This is a genomic window from Chryseobacterium sp. MIQD13, assembly GCF_050496705.1.
Classification (GTDB): domain Bacteria; phylum Bacteroidota; class Bacteroidia; order Flavobacteriales; family Weeksellaceae; genus Chryseobacterium.
This window is the reverse complement of the sequence record NZ_JBNWAF010000003.1, coordinates 72,250-88,951: the sequence shown is the minus strand read 5'-3', so window position 1 is coordinate 88,951 and position 16,702 is coordinate 72,250. Positions and strand designations below refer to the sequence as shown.

Genomic DNA, 16,702 nt, shown 5'->3' with positions numbered 1-16,702 from the left:
CTTTATAGCTATACACAAAAGGATATTAACGCCACTCACATAAAAGATTTGCTATGATTACAGAAAACAATCTTTCTGAAAACGAAGAAAATAAAAATTCTAACGAAGTATCTCAAGAAGAAACCTCAGAAACGTCTGTATCCCATGATGAAAATACGCATGAGGATGATACAGAACATATAGAAGAGGAACATGCTGACGATATTTCCCTGGCTGATGCTTTGAAAGAAATGGAAACTATCATCAACTCGGCAAATGCTGGTGAAAATTTCAAAAGATTCAGTCAGTTAAAAGAAAAAGCAAGTCATTACATTCATGATGAAGTGGAAGATAAAAAGCATGAATATGTAGAAGGTGGAAATCCTCCTGAAAACTTCAGCTATGAGCATCCTTCCCAATCCAGGCTTTCAGCTTTGATCAATATTTTTAGAGAAAAGCATGACAGCTACCAGAAATCTCAGGATGAAGAACAGAAGAAAAACCTTGAGCACCGTCAGAATATTATAGAAAGACTTAAAAACCTTTACACCAATTCTGAACCGGGAACCAATCTTTTCAAATCCATCCGTGAAATTAAAGAAGAATGGTCAAAGGCCGGACAGGTAGCAAAATCAGAATTCAAGATCCTTAATAATAATTATTTCCATCACCTGAACCAGTTTTATCAGATGCTGGATCTGAATAAAGAATTTCTGGAGCAGGAATTCAGTCATAATTTAGAAAAAAGACAGCATATTATTGCCCGTGCCAAAGAACTGGAAAACGAACCTGTAATTCAGAAAGCCCTGAATGAGCTTCAGTATCTTCATAAACTTTGGAAAGAAGAAGCAGAACCGGTGGCTGAAGAATTCCGTGAAAAAACATGGGAAGAATTCAAGGAAATTTCCAATAAAATCCACGAAAGAAAATCTGAACTTTCTGCAGCTATAGAAGGCGAGCAGAACAGTAATCTGGAAAAGAAAAACCAGATTATTGCAGAAATAAAAAAACTGTCTGAGCCTTCTGAAACACCTAACCATGGCTATTGGCAGAATTCAATTAAAAGAGTGGAAGATCTTCGTACCGAATTCCTGAAAACAGGAAGCGTTCCAAGAAAACTTTCCAACCAGAACTGGAATGATTTCAAAACCATACTCAGAGGTTTCAATACAACAAAAAATAATTATTACAAATCTCTGAAAGGTTCGCAGCAAGCCAATCTGGAAGAAAAATTAAAACTGATCCAGACAGCTCAGGATAACATGAACAATGAAGAATGGGACATTGCTGTTCCGTTATTCAAAAAGCTTCAGGAAGACTGGAAAAAGATCGGACATGTTCCAAAAAGCATGACCAACAAGATCTGGGATGAGTTCCGCGACGCATGTAATACATTCTTCAACAATTACAGAGAGAAGAACAATGCTTCCAACGACAACTGGAAAGAAAATTACAAACAGAAAAAAGAAATTCTTGAAGATCTGAAAACCGTTTCCAATGACGAAGGCAGCATCGAAAGAATAGAAGCAATAAAAACCGCCTGGAACAATATCGGGAAAGTACCTAGAGACAAAATCTCAATCAATACTGAATTCAACAGGGCATTAAGAGAAAAATTGAAACTGAATAAGATCAATGAACTTGAACTGAAAGAGGAAGGATTAACAGAAAACCAGCTTACAGATAAAGCAAGAAAGATTAAGAGCCAGATCTCTGACCTTGAAGGTGAAATTGTAAAACTGGAAAACAACCTGGCATTCTTCAACAAACCGTCAAGAGAAAACCCTCTTCTTAGAGATACTTTCAATACGATTGACGAGAAGAAAGCTCATCTGGAAACATTAAAACAGAATCTTCACAGTATCATTACCGGAGATTAATTTATTAAATAACATAAAAAAGGCGGAGCAAAGAAATTTGTCTTCGCCTTTTCTTTTCATCTTATGAACAACGACGAATTATATATAAAGAGATGCATTGAACTGGCTCAAAAAGCTCTGGGCAGAACTTACCCCAATCCTCTCGTAGGCAGCGTGATTGTCCATGACGGGAAAATTATCGGGGAAGGATATCATCATAAAGCCGGAGAAAACCATGCTGAAATCAATGCAATCAATTCTGTAGAAAATAAAGATCTAATACCGGAATCTACGATCTATGTTTCACTGGAACCGTGTGCTCATTATGGTAAAACACCACCATGTGCTTTAAAAATTAAAGAACTCGGATTTAAAAAGGTGGTGATTGGCGCTATGGATTCTCATGATAAGGTAAACGGGAAAGGCAAGAAAATTATTCAGGATGCCGGTATCGAAGCTGTTTCAGGGATACTGGAAAAAGAATGTATCGAATTAAATAAAAGATTTTTCACTTATCATGAAAAGAAAAGACCTTACATTATTCTGAAGTGGGCTGAATCAGGTGATGGATTTCTGGATAAGGATTTTAAACCCACTGCAATTTCAAATACTTTGGTCAACCAATTTGTACATCAGTTAAGAGCAGACGAACATGCTATCTTAGTTGGGACACAGACTGCTTTAAATGACAATCCAAGCCTGACGGTGAGAAATGCCAAAGGGATAAATCCTGTAAGAATCCTTATTGATTTTGACCTGAAAGTCCCTGCAACCTTTAAAATCTATAATGACGAAGCACTTACTTTGGTTATCAATAACAAAAAAGAAGGAACTGAAAACAATATCAGATTCATTAAAGTTGAAAAGGAGAACTTCCTTCAACAGTTGATGAATGCACTCTATAAAGAACAGATACAATCCGTTATCATAGAAGGAGGCAGATATACTCTGCAGCAGTTTATTAATGCGGGACTTTGGGACGAAGCTATTATAATCAGAAATGAAGGTCTGAAACTGGAGAATGGTACTAAAGCGCCTGAGCTGAATTTAAAACCTTACGACATTAAAACATTCAGAGATAATACAGTTTCTTTTTATAAGCTGCATCATTAAACTAAAACTCTTATTTAAATAAATTCCTGGAAATCACATTTTAATTTAAAATAAATAATTAACTTCATGGTGAATTAAAACTTTGAATCCAAAATTATAATTAAAATGAAAAATCTAAAGAAAATTTCAAGAATTGGCTTAAAAAGCATTACCGGTGGAGCATTTGTAAACTGTACACTTCCTACCGGAGAAGCCACAAGATGCAGAGATAAATGTCCTGAGGATTTCTGTGGCCCTACAAACTACATGTGTCTGCTTCCATTGGATTATTGCGGATCATAGGAAGAACCTGCTATAAAAATAAAATAAGCCGTCAAAAAATTTGACGGCTTATTCATTTCATTGGGTAACTTACAGAGCATTTTATACTTTTGCATCAAATAAGCGTAAAAAAATCGTTACCAATATAAAATCAAAATCCATCACCATGAAAACTTTGCTTTTATCATTTACTGCCCTTATTGGTTTGATAATATACGGCTCAAACAGAAATCCTGTTCCTGAAAGCAGGGATATTTATGATTTACGGAAAACTAATTATATCCCCTATTTTCTGGAAATTTATAAAGCTGATAGTTTATTAATATTAAACAAAGACCAAGAGGCTTTTCAAAAACTGGACAGCCTGTTTAAGATCTATTCTCCAATAAATCAACTGACTTATTCTGAAATGCTGAATTATGTATTGCTTTCAGAAAAACTGGATAAAAGAATTGACTCAAAAAAATATATTGAAAGCCTGATCAGAGATTGGGGAGTAAAGGTAAAAGAACTTAAGAAAGAAAGCATTTTAAATTCTGTTTTAAAGAAGAATTTCTCAGATACCGAACTTCTTGCTCTTGAGCAGCAACACATGAAAAATATCGACTGGGAATATAGAAAGGTATTAAAGGAAATGTTCACTGCAGACCAAAGCAGCAGAGGAAAACAAGAGGAACCTGAAATAGATGAAAGCAACATAAAAAAGCTTATTCATCTCATTCAGACAAAAGGGTATCCGGATATTCCTACGGTTGGAAAAATAGCTGATGACGGGATTATGCTACCACTCATGTACTTTCATATCGGCCGGGCAGAAGAATACAAAGAACTCAAAGCTCTTGTGCTTGAAAATATCAAAAAAGGGAAAGCAACCCCTTTTGAGATCAAACAGCTTATACAGGCGAAATACCATCTCGCTTACGGGCAGGATTACTTTCAGCAAACGAATCAATCAGCTACAAATCCAAGAAGAATTAAAACTACATATCCAAAAGATACTTTCAGTATAAGAAGAAATAAAATAGGTCTTCCTTCCCTGGAATACGAAAAATGGAAGAACAGTCTGATGGGCCTGAATAATAATTAATGAAACAAAAAATGTTCGAATACAAAACCATAGAAAAACCCATAGAAAATACTTTACTGAAAGAAAAAGGGAGCAAGTTCATCGGATTTGCCTTTCCCGTCAATAATGAAAAAGAACTAAAGGAAGCACTGGAAAAAATCAGGACAGAACACCCTAAGGCTACCCATCATTGTTATGCCTTCAGAATGGGTCTGGAAGGTGAAAACTACCGTGCTAATGATGACGGAGAACCATCAGGAAGTGCAGGACTTCCAATATACAATCAGCTTCTTGCCCATGAAATTACCAATGTTCTGGTGATATCAGTCCGTTACTATGGCGGAACAAAGCTTGGCGTTTCCGGTCTTGTAAAAGCATATAAAGAATGTGCAAAGATTACATTGGAAGAAGCCAATATCATTACAAAAGAACTTGAAACGGAAATTGAAATACAGTTTAACTTCAACCAGCAAAATACCATCTTTACTCTCCTTTCTAAATTTGATGCAAAAGTGTTGAATTTTGATGCCAATGAAAACTGCATCCTTACCGCCTCTTTAAAGCTGGCTCAAAAAGAAAGCATCTCAGACAAATTATCCGAGATGCAGTATGTTTCATTTGAATTTAAAGATTAATCCCTTCTTCCTCCGAGCAGTAAAGAACCCCAGTAAAGAAGTTGTGCCAATGATCCGATAGCTGCAACAACGTATGTTCTTGCTGCCCATTTCAGACTGTCCTGTACTCCTACAAACTCTTCCTGAGTAACTGTTCCTGTATCTTTAATCCATTTCATGGCTCTGTTACTTGCATCATATTCTACTGGAAGCGTCACAAAAGCAAAAAGTGTAGTCATGGCAAACATTGCCACTCCTATCGCAAGAACCGTAGTATTTCCGTTTGGATCCTCAATGGATCTGGTTGCAGCCATAATCCCGATACCTGCAATAAGCACAAACTGCATCAGGTTGGAACTTATATTCACAACGGGAACCAGTTTTGAACGCAGGTTCAGCATCGAATACCCTACGGCATGTTGTACCGCATGACCGCATTCATGAGCCGCCACTGCAGCAGCAGCAGCATTTCTCTGCATATACACTCCTTCTGAAAGATTAACAGTTTTATCTGCAGGATTATAGTGATCTGTCAATTGGCCTGGAACAGAAATTACCTGTACATCGGTAATTCCGCTATCTCTCAACATTTTTTCTGCCACTTCTTTCCCTGAAAGGCCATTTCTGAGGTGTACATTAGAATAGTATTGAAATTTAGATTTCAACTTGGATGAAACCCACCAGCTTACCAGCATTGAAATACCGATAATAATATAATAACCCATCATTTTATATAGATTTTTTGTGTTTAAATTTTAACCATAATGATGTAAAAACTGTGCCAAAGTATTACATTTTATTATCTATATTTGTTCTCTAATTACCCTTTAAACTATGTCTAAAGTTTCAGTTATTGAAGTGAAAAACCAGGATGAATTAAAAAAATTCGTAAGGTTTCCCATGGATCTTTATAAAAACAACCCATATTATGTCCCTTCCTTTATCAAAGACGAATTTAAAATCTGGGACGAAAAAGAAAATCCTGCTTTACATTATTCGGTATCCAAGCAGTATCTGGCCCTGAAAGACAATAAAGTAGTTGGAAGAATAGCTGTAATCATCAACCATAAAGAAGAACGGGAACTGGGTATCAGAAAAGTACGTTTCGGGTGGATTGATTTTATTGATGATAAAGAAGTTTCTAAAGCTTTGATTCAAAAAGCGATTGACTATGCCAAAGAAAACAACATAGATAAAATTGAGGGGCCAATGGGCTTCACGAATCTTGATAAAGCCGGAATGCTGACAATGGGATTCGACAAGCTCGCAACCATGATCGGGATCTATAATCACGAATACTATCCTAAACATCTTGAGGAACTTGGAATGGCCAAGGAAAAAGAATGGGTGGAATATGAAATGAACTTTCCAAAAGTTTTGCCTGAAAAAGTGGAGAAATTCAGCGGACTAATTGCACAGAAATACAAGCTTAAAGTTCTTAATTTTAAATCAAAACAGGAAATCCTTCCGTTTGTGGAACCTATGTTTAAGCTTCTTGACGAGACTTATAAGCATCTTTCTACCTACACGCCTATTTCTGACGAACAGATCAAGACCTACAAAGAAAAATACTTCCCTTTTATTGACAAAAACTACGTAATCTGCGTCGTAGATGAAAACAATGAGCTCGTTTCATTTGCCATTACAATGCCTTCTTATTCAAAAGCGCTGCAGAAATCTAAAGGAAAACTGTTTCCTTTCGGATGGTGGCATTTTTTACAGGCAGGAAAGAAAAACGACCGGGCTAATTTTTATCTGATCGGGATTCATCCTGAATACCAGAGACGGGGTGTTACAGCCATCATTTTTAAAGAAATTTTCGTCCGCTTTACCAGCATGGGAATCGATTTTGCCGAAACCAATCCTGAACTGGAAGAAAACAAAAGCGTACAGCTTCTTTGGCAGGACTATAATCCGGTGAATCATAAGAGAAGAAGAACCTATTCATTAACAATAGATAATGAATGATAAATGATGAGTTATTAGTGACTTATTTTAAACAGGATGCCAATAACTCATATTTTACCTCTCAAAAATCCACCCTGAAATTTCATAGTTTAACCTAGCAATACGCATCACATTCATGAAACCACATCTCATTGTTTTCGCTATTCTGATCGCCATATTTATAGCTTATAATTTCTTCTTCCGTATCGAAGACGACAGAATGAATACTATAGTTAACATAATACTTGCCAGTATTCTTTTTGGATATATAGCGTTCATGGCCTATTCTCTCCTCAAAAAAATGAAGAAATAAATACTATTTTTATTGATTCTAAATTACTGGTTTTCCCTATTTTCATCCCACTTTTAAGCTTATTAATTTCATGCTTTCTTGTTTATTCGCTAAATTTGCAAATTGAGATAATAATGCAAAAATGAATTTACCTGAAAGTTATATTCCAATCCTAATTCAAGCAGGCGTTGCTGTGGCGTTCGTAGCTGTTTCTCTGCTTGGAGCCCATTTTCTGGGACCGAAACAGAAAAAAGGAAATTCTGTAAAAAACCAAAGCTGGGAATGTGGAGTTCCTGTGGAAGGAAACGCAAGAACACCATTTTCTATTAAGTACTTCCTTACTGCGGTATTATTCGTACTATTCGATATTGAAATCGTATTTTTTTATCCATATGCGGTTAATTTCAGAGAATTCGGAATGGAAGGATTCCTGGCTGTACTTACATTCGTCGCAATCTTCTTCATGGCTTTTTTCTATGTCTGGAAGCGTGGCGCATTAGATTGGGATAAATAGAGAGAATTATAAATTTTAAATTAAAATTTTAGATGATGATTTTGAATTGAAACAATTTAAAATCTAAAATTTAAAATCTAAAATCACTACAAAATGTCAGATCAAAAACCAATAATAAGAACAGATGCACCTGCTCCCGAAGGATATGAAGGAGAAGGATTTTTCGCAACGAAACTGAGCAGTGTAATCGGGATGGCCAGAAAATTTTCTCTTTGGCCTTTACCATTTGCAACCTCTTGTTGTGGTATCGAGTTTATGGCTACCCTGAACCCTACCTATGATGCTTCAAGATTTGGTATGGAAAGAAACTCTTTCTCACCAAGACAGGCAGATATGCTGATGGTTTGCGGAACGATATCTAAAAAATTAGGACCAGTCCTGAAAGAAGTTTACACTCAGATGGCCGAGCCGAAATGGGTGGTAGCAGTTGGAGCCTGTGCTTCCAGTGGTGGTATTTTTGACACTTACTCTGTATTACAGGGAATTGATAAAATTATTCCGGTTGACGTGTACGTTCCCGGATGTCCTCCAAGACCGGAGCAGATTATTGAAGGTGTAATGCAGGTTCAGGCTTTGGCAGAAAGCGAAAGCATCAGAAGAAGAGATATGCCGGAATACCAAAAATTACTAGATTCTTACAAAATAAGCAACTAAGGGAAGATGACAAACGAATTTGTATTAGAAGCCATTACAAGAGAATTTCCGGAGTCTGTTATTTCAAGTTCAGAACCTTATGGAATGCTGACCATTGAAGTGAAGAAAGAAGATATTAAAAAAATCATTCACTATCTGAGAGATTCATCGTTAGGATTTAATTTTCTTACCGATATCTGCGGGATCCACTACCCTGAATTTCCGGACAAGGAAATTGGCGTAGTATATCACCTGCACAATATGATGGCTAACTTCAGATTACGTCTGAAAATATTCATGTCCAGAGAAAATATTGAAGTAGATTCTCTTGTAGAATTATTCGCAGGAGCTAACTGGATGGAAAGAGAAACATTTGATTTCTACGGAATTAAATTTAAAGGACATCCGGACCTGAGACCTATCCTTAATATGGAAGATCTCGGATACCACCCAATGTTGAAAGAATATCGTCTTGAAGATGGCACAAGAACAGACAAGGACGATAACATGTTCGGAAGATAATATCGCTTCTGGCGAATGGCAGCTAGCCAAAGCCAAAAGCAAATAGCTAAAAGCAAATATTATGAAAGATAACTCATTATCTAATATACTTAACCAATACGAAAGTAAGGAACAGATTGACGGGCAGCTTTATACTCTCAATTTAGGACCTACCCACCCTGCTACCCACGGGATCTTCCAGAATATCTTAACGATGGACGGAGAAAGAATTCTTCATGCAGAACAAACGGTAGGATATATCCACAGAGCATTTGAAAAAATTTCTGAAAGAAGGAATTATGCTCAGATTACCACCCTTACCGACCGTATGAATTACTGTTCTGCACCAATCAATAACCTTGGCTGGCATATGACAGTAGAAAAGCTGATCGGCGTAGAAGTTCCGAAGCGTGTAGATTATATGCGCGTTATTTTAATGGAATTAGCCAGAATCGGTGACCACCTGATCTGTAACGGGGTAACCGGGATGGACTCAGGAGCTATTACAGGTCTTACCTATATGTTCATCGAGAGAGAACGTATTTATGATATGTACGAGCAGATCTGCGGAGCGAGAATGACTACCAATATGGGAAGAATTGGAGGATTTGAAAGAGATTTCACCCCGAAATTCCACGAGTTGTTAAAAGACTTCTTAAAAACATTCCCGCCAAGATTCAAAGAATTCTGTACCCTTTTAGAAAGAAACAGAATTTTCATGGACAGAACCATCGGAGCAGGAGCCATTTCTGCAGAAAGAGCATTAAGCTATGGTTTTACAGGTCCGAATTTACGTGCAGCAGGAGTAGATTATGATGTAAGAGTTGCACAGCCTTATTCTTCTTATGAAGATTTCGATTTCATTATTCCGGTAGGAACTGCAGGTGACACTTACGATCGTTTCATGGTCCGTCAGCAGGAAATCTGGGAATCCATTAAAATTATCAAACAAGCATACGAAAACCTTCCTGAAGGACCATTCCATGCAGATGTTCCGGATTTCTATCTTCCTGAAAAGGCAGATGTATACCAGAAAATGGAAGCTCTTATCTACCATTTCAAAATCGTTATGGGAGAAACAGATGTACCGAAAGGAGAAGTTTACCATGCTGTAGAAGGAGGAAACGGAGAATTAGGATTCTACCTTGTGAGTGACGGAGGAAGAAGCCCTTACAGACTTCACTTCAGAAGACCATGTTTCATCTACTATCAGGCATATCCTGAAATGATCACAGGATCTGTAATTTCAGATGCCATCGTTACGATGTGTAGTATGAATATCATTGCGGGAGAATTAGACGCATAAAATTGTAAAAAGTATCATTGTAAAATGTATTCATGATTTTACAATGATTAAATAAATAAAGTCATCAGTACATTGTACATTGTACAATAATACATTTAATAAAAATGAGCGAAACAATAGCTTTTAAACCGGAAAGTTTAGCACAGGTACACAAAATTATCGCAAGATATCCTGAAGGAAGACAGAAGTCTGCCCTTCTTCCTGTACTTCACTTGGCACAGAAAGAATTCGGAGGATGGTTAGACGTTCCTGTGATGGATTATGTTGCAGAATTATTAAGTATTAAGCCAATTGAAGTATATGAAGTAGCTACTTTTTATACCATGTTCAATATGAAGCCGGTTGGTAAATATGTTTTGGAAGTATGCAGAACCGGACCTTGTATGGTATGCGGAAGCGAAAAGATCCTTGACCACATCAGAACCAAACTGAACATCAAGGACGGAGAAACTACCGAAGACGGTATGTTTACCCTGAAGCCAGCCGAATGCCTTGGAGCTTGCGGATATGCACCGATGATGCAGTTAGGAAAATTCTTTCATGAAAATTTAACGATAGAAAAAGTAGACGAAATCCTTGATCTTTGCAGACAGGGACAGGTTGCTTTGGATTAATAGAAATTTTAAAATCTAAAATTTAGATTTTAAATTATTCACTTGACGTTTAATAATAAATTAATGCAAGGAGCCAAAAGCTAATTGCAAGAAGCAAATAACAATGAGTAAAAAACTTTTACTTAAAGACGCACATATAGAAGGTATTCGCTACTTTGAAACTTACCGTAAACAGGGAGGTTACACCGCAGCTGAAAAAGCCTTGAAAATGACACCTGACGAAATCCTTGAAGAAGTAAAAGCTTCAGGACTTCGCGGACGTGGTGGAGCCGGATTCCCGACAGGGATGAAATGGAGCTTTCTGGCAAAACCGGAAGGCGTTCCAAGACACCTTGTTGTAAATGCCGATGAATCTGAACCTGGAACTTTCAAAGACAGATATCTGATGGAATTCCTTCCTCATTTACTGATCGAAGGTATGTTGATCTCTTCTTATTGTTTAGGTTCAAATGTTTCCTATATCTACATCCGTGGAGAATACTCATGGATTCCGGATATTCTGGAAGAAGCTATTGAAGAGGCTAAAGCAGCTGGATTCTTAGGTAAAAACATTTTAGGAACTGGTTTCGACTGCGAAATTTACGTTCAGAGAGGTGGAGGAGCTTACATTTGTGGAGAAGAAACTGCATTGCTTGAATCTCTTGAAGGTAAAAGAGGAAATCCAAGATTAAAACCACCATTCCCGGCTGTAAAAGGACTTTGGGAAAGACCAACGGTTGTAAATAACGTTGAGTCTATTGCAGCGATCGTTCCAATTATTGATATTACTGGAGCCGAATATGCTAAAATCGGAGTCGGAAGATCTACAGGTACAAAATTGATTTCCGCTTGTGGAAACATCAATAAACCGGGAGTTTACGAAATCGATATGACCATCACTGTAGAAGAATTTATCTACTCTGATGAATATTGCGGCGGTATTAAAGACGGCAAGAAACTGAAAGCATGTATCCCTGGAGGGAGCTCAGTTCCAATTGTTCCTGCTAATTTATTGTTGAGAACCGTAAACGGAGAACCAAGATACATGAATTACGAATCACTGGCAGACGGAGGTTTTGCTACCGGAACCATGATGGGTTCAGGAGGTTTCATCGTTCTGGATGAAGACCAGTGTATCGTAGAACATACCATGACTTTGGCGAGATTCTATAATCACGAAAGCTGTGGACAGTGTACGCCTTGCCGTGAAGGTACAGGATGGATGTACAAGATTTTAAAGAAAATTGAAAAAGGAGAAGGAAAAATGGAAGACATTGACCTTCTTTGGGATATACAGAGAAAGATCGAAGGAAACACGATCTGTCCGTTGGGTGATGCAGCAGCTTGGCCGGTTGCAGCAGCAATCCGTCATTTCAGAGACGAATTCGAGTGGCATATTAAAAACCCGGAATTGTCTCAGACACAAAACTATGGATTGGCAAATTATGCAGATCCTATTCCGGCCGTTGAAAAAAATGCATAGCTAAAAGATGAAGAAGTTATTGGTTGTCGGCTTAATGATGTCGGGGTTTGCTTTTGGGCAAATAAAACAAGATACATTAGACAAAGAATATAAACTGGAGGTAGCTCCAAAGAAAGAAAAAAAACAGAAGCCCAATCCCTTAAGCAAAAAAGGTCAGGTATTTGTTTTTTATGGATGGAACAGAGGTGCTTTCAGTAATTCTGATATCCATTTTACAGGAAACGGCTACGATTTTCAGCTGAATAATGTACAGGCAAGAGATAAACCTACAAAGTTCGGAATCGTTTATATCGATCCAAGCTGGTTTACCGTAACACAGTATAACTTCAGACTGGGATATTTTATAAAAGATAATCTGGCTCTTGTTTTAGGAATAGATCATATGAAATATGTGATGAAACAGGACCAGACAGCTGATTTTTCAGGCACAATTTCAGACCCGAAATATGCAGGAATGGTACAGAACGGTCAGGTAAATCTGGCAGATAGTCAGTTTCTTACCTTCGAGCATACAGACGGACTTAATTATGAAAATTTAGGTCTTGAAAAATATAAAAATCTTATTCATAAGAAAAACATAGATTTAGTATGGTCTTATGGAGCAGGAATCGGGGTAATGTTTCCGAAAAGTAACATCAAGCTTTTTGGAAATGAAAGAAGTGACCGTTTCCACGTTGCCGGGATGGGAACCGATCTTAGAACCAGCCTTAATATGGTTTTCTGGAAAAACTGGATGATCAGAGCAGAGGCAAAAGCAGGATATATCAATATGTGGGATATCAAGACTACATTAAATAATAAGCCGGATAAAGCCCGTCAGGATTTCGTTTTTGGACAGGTCCTTGCAGGAATCGGATATACATTTAACACGAAGAAGTATAATTAAAATATAGCTTAACGCCTTAAAAGCATAAGCGAAAGCATAGAATATGAGCGAAGAGGTTAAAAAATTCAAAATAACTATAGACGGACAGACTACCGAAGTTTTGCCTGGAACTTCTATTTTGGAAGCTGCCAGACAGATTGGTGGAAAATCTGTACCTCCTGCAATGTGCTACTACAGCAAATTGGAAACCAGTGGAGGGAGATGTAGAACTTGCTTAGTCGAAGTTTCCAAAGGATCAGAAGCAGATCCGCGTCCTATGCCAAAATTAGTTGCCAGTTGCAGGACTAATGTAATGGACGGGATGGAAGTGAAAAACCTTTCTTCTGAAAAAGCTCAGGAAGGCAGAAAAGCAGTTACCGAATTCCTATTGGTAAACCACCCTCTGGACTGCCCTGTTTGCGACCAGGCTGGTGAATGCCACCTTCAGGACCTTGGTTACGAGCATGGAAACCTTGAGACAAGAACAGAATTTGAAAGAAATACCTACGAAGCAGACGATCTTGGTCCACATATCAAGCTAAATATGAACCGTTGTATCCTTTGCGCAAGATGCGTATTGGCTGCCAACCAGTTAACAGGTGAAAGAGAGCACGGGATTCTTTTCAGAGGAGATCATGCTGAAATTTCTACCTATTTAAATAAAGCTTTGGATAATGACTTTATCGGAAACGTAATTGACGTTTGCCCGGTAGGAGCATTAACAGACAGAACATCCCGTTTTGCAAGCAGAGTTTGGTTTACAAAGCCAATGAACGCTACATGTAAATGTGATAAATGTTCAGGAAAAGCTGTAGTCTGGATGAAAGGTGACGAAATTATAAGAGTCACTGCAAGAAAAGATCAGTGGGGTGAAGTGGAAGAATTCATCTGCGATACCTGCCGTTTCGAAAGAAAAGAATTATCTGACTGGAGCATTGAAGGTCCTAGACATATTGACAGACATTCAGTAATTTCATTGAACCACTACGAAAAGCCTAAGGATGAGCTAAGAGTTTTAGACAATCCTATGGCGAAAGAAATCAGTGAAAAAGACGAAAAATAAATTTAATCTTTAAGACATAAGATTTCAGAAATCAGACAACAGATTTTAAATCTGATATCTAGCATCTGACATCTAATATCTAAATAAATAAAAAATGGATTTACTAACATTTAAACTTATACTTGTACTGGCGCTTTTCCTGCTGTCTCTTACAATAGCAGCCTACTCTACCTGGGCAGAAAGAAAGGTTGCATCTATCATGCAGGATAGAATTGGTCCCAACAGAGCCGGACCTTTCGGATTGCTGCAGCCCCTTGCAGACGGTGGAAAATTTTTCTTTAAAGAAGACTTTACGCCAGCCAATGCAGAAAAATTCCTTTTCGTATTGGGCCCCGCATTGGTAATGTTTATTTCATTGATCACAGGAGCAGTTATTCCTTGGGGTAAAAGTTTAAATATTGCAGGTACTTCTTTTGATCTGCAGGTTGCCAATATTGACGTTGGAGTACTTTTCATTATTGGAATGGCTTCAATCGGTGTATACGGAATCATGATCGGAGGTTGGGCTTCAAACAACAAATACTCATTATTAGGTGCTATCCGTGCTTCTTCACAGATGATTTCTTACGAATTGGCAATGGGACTGGCATTACTTTCTATCATTATGATGACAGGAAGTTTAGATCTGAAAGAAATTACAGAAAGCCAGACTACAGGAAAACTTTGGGGAGTGATTCCTTGGGTTTCCGGTCTGAACTGGAACATTTTCTATCAGCCGATCGCTTTCCTTGTATTCTTCGTGGCTGCTTTGGCAGAAACCAACAGACACCCTTTCGATTTACCTGAATGTGAATCTGAGTTGGTAACAGGATATTCTACAGAATATTCATCAATGAAATTAGGTTTATACATGTTTGGGGAATACGTGAATATGTTTATCTCCAATGCTTTCATGGTGGTTCTTTTCTTTGGTGGTTACAACTATCCTGGAATTGAATGGGTAACTCAGAACTGGGGCGAAAATGCTGCAGGAATCTTGAGTATCGTAGCATTTTTAACAAAAACGGTAATCGGAATTCTGATCTTCATGTGGATCAGATGGACGCTTCCGAGATTCAGATATGATCAATTAATGCACTTAGGCTGGAAAACTCTGATCCCGATGGCATTGGTTAATTTGTTAATTACAGGTGCTGTGATTTTAGCATTTGCAAACTAAAAGATAGATAAAGAGAAATATTTTTAACGCTGATTAAAATTCAGCCTAAAAAAATTAAAATAAATGAAACTTACTAACAGATCAAAAGTTGTTTCGAATAAAGAAATGACCCTTGCTGAAAAAATCTACTTACCTGCTATTTTTACAGGGATGGGGATTACATTTAAGCATGCTGTAAGAACCGTGATAAAAGGTGCTCCCGCAGTATATTCATATCCGGAAGTACAGAAACCAAGAACTACCATCTGGAGAGGTCAGCACGTTCTGAAAAGAGATGAAGAAGGCAGAGAAAGATGTACGGCTTGCGGACTTTGTGCTGTAGCCTGCCCTGCGGAAGCCATCACCATGACATCAGCTGAAAGAACAAAAGAGGAAAAAGGCCTTTACAGAGAAGAAAAATATGCATCAGTATATGAAATCAATATGCTGAGATGTATTTTCTGCGGAATGTGTGAAGAAGCCTGTCCCAAGTCTGCTATTTATCTTACAGACAGATTAGTGGATGTAGAAACCAACAGAGGATCTTTCATCTATGGAAAAGATAAATTGGTTGAAAAAATAAATGAAAGGATTGACATTACGACAAGACAGTCCGAGAAACAAAAAAATGCGGTAAAATAATGGATCAGATTTTATTTTTCTTGGTGGCGTTTTTAGCAGTGGCAAGTGCGGTGTATTTCGTATTTGCAAGAAATCCTTTATATGCTATTTTGTCATTAATTGTTACTATGTTTTCCATTGCGGGCATGTACATTCTTCTGAATGCACAGTTCCTTGCAATCATTCAGATTATAGTGTACGCCGGAGCTATCATGGTATTATTCCTTTATATCCTGATGATGCTTAACCTTAATAAAGAAGACGAAAGTAAGAAGGGCAATACTTTAAAATTTGTCGGAGTTTTTACTGCCGGTCTTTTATTAATTGGAGTTTTAGGCGTATTTAGAGGCATTCAGGACAATCACATTGTTGTTGAAAATGTAGACAGAGGTGTTGGTCTTACTAAAAATCTGGGTAGACTTTTGTTTAATGAATATGTTTTACCGTTTGAGCTTGCATCCATCCTTATTTTAGCTGGTATTGTAGGTGCGGTATTAATCGGTAAAAAAGATTTATAAAATTATGGGAGAAGTAAATACATTTATACAAAGCGTCCCTCTGAATTATTTCATCATTCTTTCTTCAGTACTGTTCTGTTTGGGAGTGTTGGGAGTATTGCTGAGAAAAAACGCTATTGTTATTTTGGGCTGTGTAGAGCTTATGCTGAATTCTGTAAACCTTTTATTGGCTGCTTTTTCAGCGTATAAAGGAAACGGAGACGGACAGCTTTTAGTTTTCTTCATTATGGTGGTAGCCGCCGCTGAAGTTGCGGTAGGATTGGCAATTATTGCTATGCTGTATAGAAATACCCGTTCTGTGGATGTAAGTATATTTAATAAATTAAGAGGATAAGG

At 37.6% G+C, this 16,702-nt stretch carries 19 protein-coding genes; 18 read left to right on the top strand and 1 reads right to left on the bottom strand.

Annotated features, from left to right (window positions below; genetic code table 11):
• The first annotated feature begins 53 nt into the window (after positions 1–53).
• The 5 genes from ACQWU4_RS12660 to ACQWU4_RS12640 all read left to right on the top strand — a co-directional run bounded on the left by ACQWU4_RS12660 (position 54) and on the right by ACQWU4_RS12640 (position 4,913).
• Positions 54–1,859 (top strand): DUF349 domain-containing protein, encoded by a 1,806-nt coding sequence (locus ACQWU4_RS12660; protein ID WP_429936132.1) that lies wholly within the window; start codon positions 54–56, stop codon positions 1,857–1,859.
• A gap of 63 nt (positions 1,860–1,922) precedes the next feature.
• Complete coding sequence (gene ribD, locus ACQWU4_RS12655; protein WP_429936131.1) at positions 1,923–2,951, top strand: bifunctional diaminohydroxyphosphoribosylaminopyrimidine deaminase/5-amino-6-(5-phosphoribosylamino)uracil reductase RibD; 1,029 nt, start codon at positions 1,923–1,925, stop codon at positions 2,949–2,951.
• 105 nt (positions 2,952–3,056) lie between these two features.
• Positions 3,057–3,233, top strand: coding sequence for a bacteriocin-like protein (locus ACQWU4_RS12650; protein ID WP_429936130.1), 177 nt, complete (start codon positions 3,057–3,059; stop codon positions 3,231–3,233).
• A 145-nt stretch (positions 3,234–3,378) separates the two neighbouring features.
• The gene (locus tag ACQWU4_RS12645; RefSeq protein WP_429936129.1) at positions 3,379–4,299 is read left to right on the top strand and encodes a hypothetical protein; all 921 of its coding nucleotides are present in this window, start codon (positions 3,379–3,381) and stop codon (positions 4,297–4,299) included.
• 11 nt (positions 4,300–4,310) lie between these two features.
• Positions 4,311–4,913: an IMPACT family protein gene (locus ACQWU4_RS12640; RefSeq protein WP_429936128.1), complete on the top strand. Its 603-nt coding sequence runs from the start codon at positions 4,311–4,313 to the stop codon at positions 4,911–4,913.
• Here ACQWU4_RS12640 and ACQWU4_RS12635 read toward each other — a convergent pair.
• Positions 4,910–5,620, bottom strand: a complete 711-nt coding sequence (locus ACQWU4_RS12635) for a zinc metallopeptidase (protein WP_429936127.1) — start codon at positions 5,618–5,620, stop codon at positions 4,910–4,912. The two genes, ACQWU4_RS12640 and ACQWU4_RS12635, sit on opposite strands and share 4 nt — an antisense overlap.
• Positions 5,621–5,726: 106 nt before the next feature.
• Here ACQWU4_RS12635 and ACQWU4_RS12630 point away from each other — a divergent pair, with 106 nt between their 5' ends.
• From ACQWU4_RS12630 to nuoK, 13 genes are all read left to right on the top strand, one after another.
• Positions 5,727–6,860: a GNAT family N-acetyltransferase gene (locus ACQWU4_RS12630; protein WP_429936126.1), complete on the top strand. Its 1,134-nt coding sequence runs from the start codon at positions 5,727–5,729 to the stop codon at positions 6,858–6,860.
• A gap of 413 nt (positions 6,861–7,273) precedes the next feature.
• Positions 7,274–7,645, top strand: a complete 372-nt coding sequence (locus tag ACQWU4_RS12625; protein WP_040996932.1) for an NADH-quinone oxidoreductase subunit A — start codon at positions 7,274–7,276, stop codon at positions 7,643–7,645.
• Positions 7,646–7,738: 93 nt separating this feature from the next.
• Complete coding sequence (locus tag ACQWU4_RS12620; RefSeq protein ID WP_429936125.1) at positions 7,739–8,299, top strand: NADH-quinone oxidoreductase subunit B; 561 nt, start codon at positions 7,739–7,741, stop codon at positions 8,297–8,299.
• A gap of 6 nt (positions 8,300–8,305) precedes the next feature.
• Positions 8,306–8,800, top strand: coding sequence for an NADH-quinone oxidoreductase subunit C (locus ACQWU4_RS12615; RefSeq protein ID WP_429936124.1), 495 nt, complete (start codon positions 8,306–8,308; stop codon positions 8,798–8,800).
• 61 nt (positions 8,801–8,861) lie between these two features.
• Complete coding sequence (nuoD, locus tag ACQWU4_RS12610; RefSeq protein WP_429936123.1) at positions 8,862–10,085, top strand: NADH dehydrogenase (quinone) subunit D; 1,224 nt, start codon at positions 8,862–8,864, stop codon at positions 10,083–10,085.
• Positions 10,086–10,189: 104 nt separating this feature from the next.
• The gene (gene nuoE, locus ACQWU4_RS12605; protein WP_306846588.1) at positions 10,190–10,699 is read left to right on the top strand and encodes a complex I 24 kDa subunit family protein; all 510 of its coding nucleotides are present in this window, start codon (positions 10,190–10,192) and stop codon (positions 10,697–10,699) included.
• 103 nt (positions 10,700–10,802) lie between these two features.
• Complete coding sequence (gene nuoF, locus ACQWU4_RS12600) at positions 10,803–12,161, top strand: NADH-quinone oxidoreductase subunit NuoF (RefSeq protein ID WP_429936122.1); 1,359 nt, start codon at positions 10,803–10,805, stop codon at positions 12,159–12,161.
• A 7-nt stretch (positions 12,162–12,168) separates the two neighbouring features.
• Entirely contained in the window at positions 12,169–13,047 is an 879-nt protein-coding gene (locus tag ACQWU4_RS12595) for a hypothetical protein (protein ID WP_429936121.1), read from the top strand.
• Between the two features lie 43 nt (positions 13,048–13,090).
• A complete protein-coding gene (locus ACQWU4_RS12590) occupies positions 13,091–14,089 on the top strand; it encodes a 2Fe-2S iron-sulfur cluster-binding protein (RefSeq protein WP_429936120.1) in 999 nt (332 codons plus the stop codon).
• A gap of 94 nt (positions 14,090–14,183) precedes the next feature.
• Complete coding sequence (nuoH, locus tag ACQWU4_RS12585; protein ID WP_111960055.1) at positions 14,184–15,248, top strand: NADH-quinone oxidoreductase subunit NuoH; 1,065 nt, start codon at positions 14,184–14,186, stop codon at positions 15,246–15,248.
• Between the two features lie 63 nt (positions 15,249–15,311).
• On the top strand, positions 15,312–15,869 hold the full coding sequence (locus ACQWU4_RS12580; protein ID WP_429936119.1) for a NuoI/complex I 23 kDa subunit family protein: 558 nt from the start codon (positions 15,312–15,314) through the stop codon (positions 15,867–15,869).
• Complete coding sequence (locus ACQWU4_RS12575) at positions 15,869–16,366, top strand: NADH-quinone oxidoreductase subunit J family protein (RefSeq protein ID WP_429936118.1); 498 nt, start codon at positions 15,869–15,871, stop codon at positions 16,364–16,366. The genes ACQWU4_RS12580 and ACQWU4_RS12575 overlap by 1 nt, the downstream gene beginning before the upstream one ends.
• Positions 16,367–16,370: 4 nt before the next feature.
• Positions 16,371–16,700, top strand: coding sequence for an NADH-quinone oxidoreductase subunit NuoK (nuoK, locus tag ACQWU4_RS12570; protein ID WP_034703571.1), 330 nt, complete (start codon positions 16,371–16,373; stop codon positions 16,698–16,700).
• The last annotated feature ends 2 nt before the right edge of the window (positions 16,701–16,702 follow it).